Below are 2,630 nucleotides of genomic sequence, written 5' to 3'. Positions count from 1 at the left end.
GTTGATCATGCTGCGCAAAAAGCCCTTCCGTATTGGCGATCATATCCGTATTGGCGAAGAAGAAGGCAAGGTGCTTCATATTGGGACTTTCTATGTGCTGCTCGACAAGACCACACAACTGCCGGAGGATTATACGCGTGTGCCCAACCGGCTTTTTCTGGAGAAAAGCATCCTGAACTTGGGAAAAACCCATTATCATGACGAGATCCTTTTCCCATGCACGGAAATTCCTGCGGAAAAAAACCAGCTGATGAAGGAGCTCAGGACAGCACTGGAAGGACTGGCAGCTGACAAGGATAACCTGGCAGTTTATTACGATATCCGCAATGAAAAGCTGGTGCTGGTGGTTGAATACCTGAGCGGGTTTGAGAACAGGCAGGCCGTCAGGTCGAAAGTCATTGAAGCCACCGTTCAGCGCTTTGGCCCTTACCTGGCCTTCCCAAAATAAGCCCTGGTTTCGTGTCTTTTTCTTTTTTTCCACGCTTGTTTTTTGGGTTTTGGTTACTTTTACGGCCTGAAACCATCGGTATGAACAGACTTTTTTCTCTCCTGATGCTGGCATTTCTTTTTACGGGCTGCAAGGGCCCTGCTGAAAATGCTGAATCCACTGCTTCGGATGAAGCACCAGGTTTCGGTATTTCAGAAGCGGTCCAGGACACCACCCCAAAGATCACGGGCATCGGGGGTATTTTCTTTTTCTCTGATGAGCCCGCAAAGACCCGGCAATGGTATGCTGATCAGCTGGGGCTCGTCACCGATGACTATGGCGCCGTGTTCGAGTTCAGGAATGCCAACCGGCCTGGGGAGGCCAACTACCTGCGCTGGAGCCCCTTTAAAACAGGCAGCGAATACCTGGCCCCATCGGATAAGGCGTTTATGATCAATTACCGGGTGCAGAATATTGAAGGCCTGGTGAGACAGCTCAAGGAAAATGGCGCCACCGTGCTGGGTGAAATTGAAATTTATCCTTACGGGAAGTTTGTTTATGTGATGGATCCCGACGGGAATAAGCTTGAATTGTGGGAACCGGTGGACAGTGTGTTGACGCAGATGGGCGGTAAAACCAATAAATAAGGGAATACATGATGGATGATCCTCCTGGCTTGCGATGATTGCGCCTGACAAGCCGGGGGACTGTTGATTTTTACCTATGCATTACATTGAATTGATATTGATCGGCCTGGGTTTATCCTTCGATACGTTTGCCGTGTCGGTGTCCACCGGGCTGATGATTAACCATATCCGCTTCTGGCAAGGGGTAAGGGTTGCCCTGGTGCTGGCACTTTTCCAGGGTTTGATGCCCTGGTTGGGCTGGCTGGGCGGGCAAATGGTCGAACAGTACCTCAGTCGCCTGGATCATTGGATTGCATTTACCTTGCTGGCCGCCATTGGGATGAAAATGATCATCGATTCACTGAAGGAGGACACAGTTAAAAAACTTAATCCCCTGGTATTTACCGTGCTGCTGGGCATGGCCATTGCCACCAGTATCGATGCCCTGGTGGTCGGCGTCAGCCTTGCTTTCCTCGATGTAAATATCTGGCAGGCGGTGGTCATCATTGGCTTCATTACCTTCCTTAGTGCGATGATCGGGATGCTGCTGGGGAAGAATGTCAACGGCAAGTTCGGGAAGCGTGCGGAGGTGCTGGGCGGCATGATCCTCATCCTGATCGGCCTGAGGATCCTGTTTACTCACCTGTTTGCCTGATTCCTGCTGGTTTCCAGGCACTTTTTTCAATCAGTTAACATTTTTTAACAATTTATTTGTCATCGGAATGTTAAGTATTTCTAACTTTGTGTTAGAAATAATTAACATTATAGCCATGAAAAAAGCACTGCTGGTATTTGTCATTGTCGGCCTGTTATTGGCCAGCCTGGGATTGTGGTATTATTACATGCCTGCATCCGACCGTTCAAACCCCATTGAATGGCTTCATTTTGGGGTCATCCTGATTGTGGTATTGTTTGCCTTGTTTTTTGGCTTTAAGCGACTGAGCAGCGCCCGCAGGGGAGAGCCGGTGGAAGATGAGCGCTCAAAAAGGGTGATGGAGCGCACAGCCGCCCTTTCGTATTATATTTCGCTTTACTTCTGGGTGTTCCTGCTTTTTATCAAGGACCGCATAGCATTCGACCAGGAGGAATTGCTCGGGACGGGTATCCTGGGTATGGCCCTCAGTTTTGCCATTTCCTGGCTGATCGTCCATTTCAGGGGGATCAGAAATGAATAACAAGATCAGGGAATACAGGGCCCGGGAAAACCTGACCCAGGAAGAGCTGGCCAAAAAAGTCAACGTCAGGCGCGAAACCATCGTCTTTCTTGAGAAGAACAAGTACAACCCCTCGCTGAAACTGGCCTTCGACCTGGCAAAGGTGTTCGGAGTGGCCATTGAGGAATTGTTTTTTGAGGAAGACTGATTACGCGGATGATGGCATGGGGCATGGGGCATGGGGGCCGTTGCTTCTTACTTTTTACTAATTACTTCCTACTTGATTTTCTATGGAACGCGGATGAAACGGATGAACTGCGTTCAGCGCGGATTATCGCGGATTTTCTGCTTTCTGCTTACTGATTTCTCACTTCTCAACTCTTTTCTGAATTAGAGAAATACCCAAAATACCCAAAATACTAC

5 protein-coding genes are annotated in these 2,630 nt (G+C 49.0%); all 5 read left to right on the top strand.

Translation table 11 applies throughout. The features are described 5' to 3' along the window. Nucleotides 1-448: mechanosensitive ion channel domain-containing protein (locus V2I46_03490; protein ID MEE4176552.1), on the top strand; the 448-nt coding region annotated here is incomplete at its 5' end. Between the two features lie 80 nt (nt 449-528). Continuing rightward, nucleotides 529-1,074 (top strand): VOC family protein, encoded by a 546-nt coding sequence (locus V2I46_03485; protein ID MEE4176551.1) that lies wholly within the window; start codon nt 529-531, stop codon nt 1,072-1,074. A 76-nt stretch (nt 1,075-1,150) separates the two neighbouring features. Continuing rightward, nucleotides 1,151-1,708 carry a manganese efflux pump MntP family protein gene (locus V2I46_03480; protein ID MEE4176550.1) on the top strand — a complete coding sequence of 186 codons (558 nt, stop codon included), beginning with the start codon at nt 1,151-1,153 and terminating at the stop codon, nt 1,706-1,708. Nucleotides 1,709-1,823: 115 nt separating this feature from the next. Then, nucleotides 1,824-2,228: a DUF2178 domain-containing protein gene (locus V2I46_03475; protein ID MEE4176549.1), complete on the top strand. Its 405-nt coding sequence runs from the start codon at nt 1,824-1,826 to the stop codon at nt 2,226-2,228. Beyond that, complete coding sequence (locus V2I46_03470) at nt 2,221-2,415, top strand: helix-turn-helix transcriptional regulator (GenBank protein ID MEE4176548.1); 195 nt, start codon at nt 2,221-2,223, stop codon at nt 2,413-2,415. The genes V2I46_03475 and V2I46_03470 overlap by 8 nt, the downstream gene beginning before the upstream one ends. Nucleotides 2,416-2,630: the final 215 nt, after the last annotated feature.

It is taken from the genome of Bacteroides sp., assembly GCA_036351255.1.
Classification (GTDB): Bacteria; Bacteroidota; Bacteroidia; order Bacteroidales; family UBA7960; genus UBA7960.
The sequence above is the reverse complement of the archived record's forward strand: the minus strand, read 5'-3'. Positions and strand labels throughout refer to the sequence as shown.

Bases quoted from the DNA above. Each gene is read 5' to 3' on its own strand.
- V2I46_03485 (MEE4176551.1), top strand. From the start codon at position 529: ATGAACAGACTTTTTTCTCTCCTGATGCTGGCATTTCTTTTTACGGGC.
- V2I46_03480 (MEE4176550.1), top strand. From the start codon at position 1,151: ATGCATTACATTGAATTGATATTGATCGGCCTGGGTTTATCCTTCGAT.
- V2I46_03475 (MEE4176549.1), top strand. From the start codon at position 1,824: ATGAAAAAAGCACTGCTGGTATTTGTCATTGTCGGCCTGTTATTGGCC.
- V2I46_03470 (MEE4176548.1), top strand. From the start codon at position 2,221: ATGAATAACAAGATCAGGGAATACAGGGCCCGGGAAAACCTGACCCAG.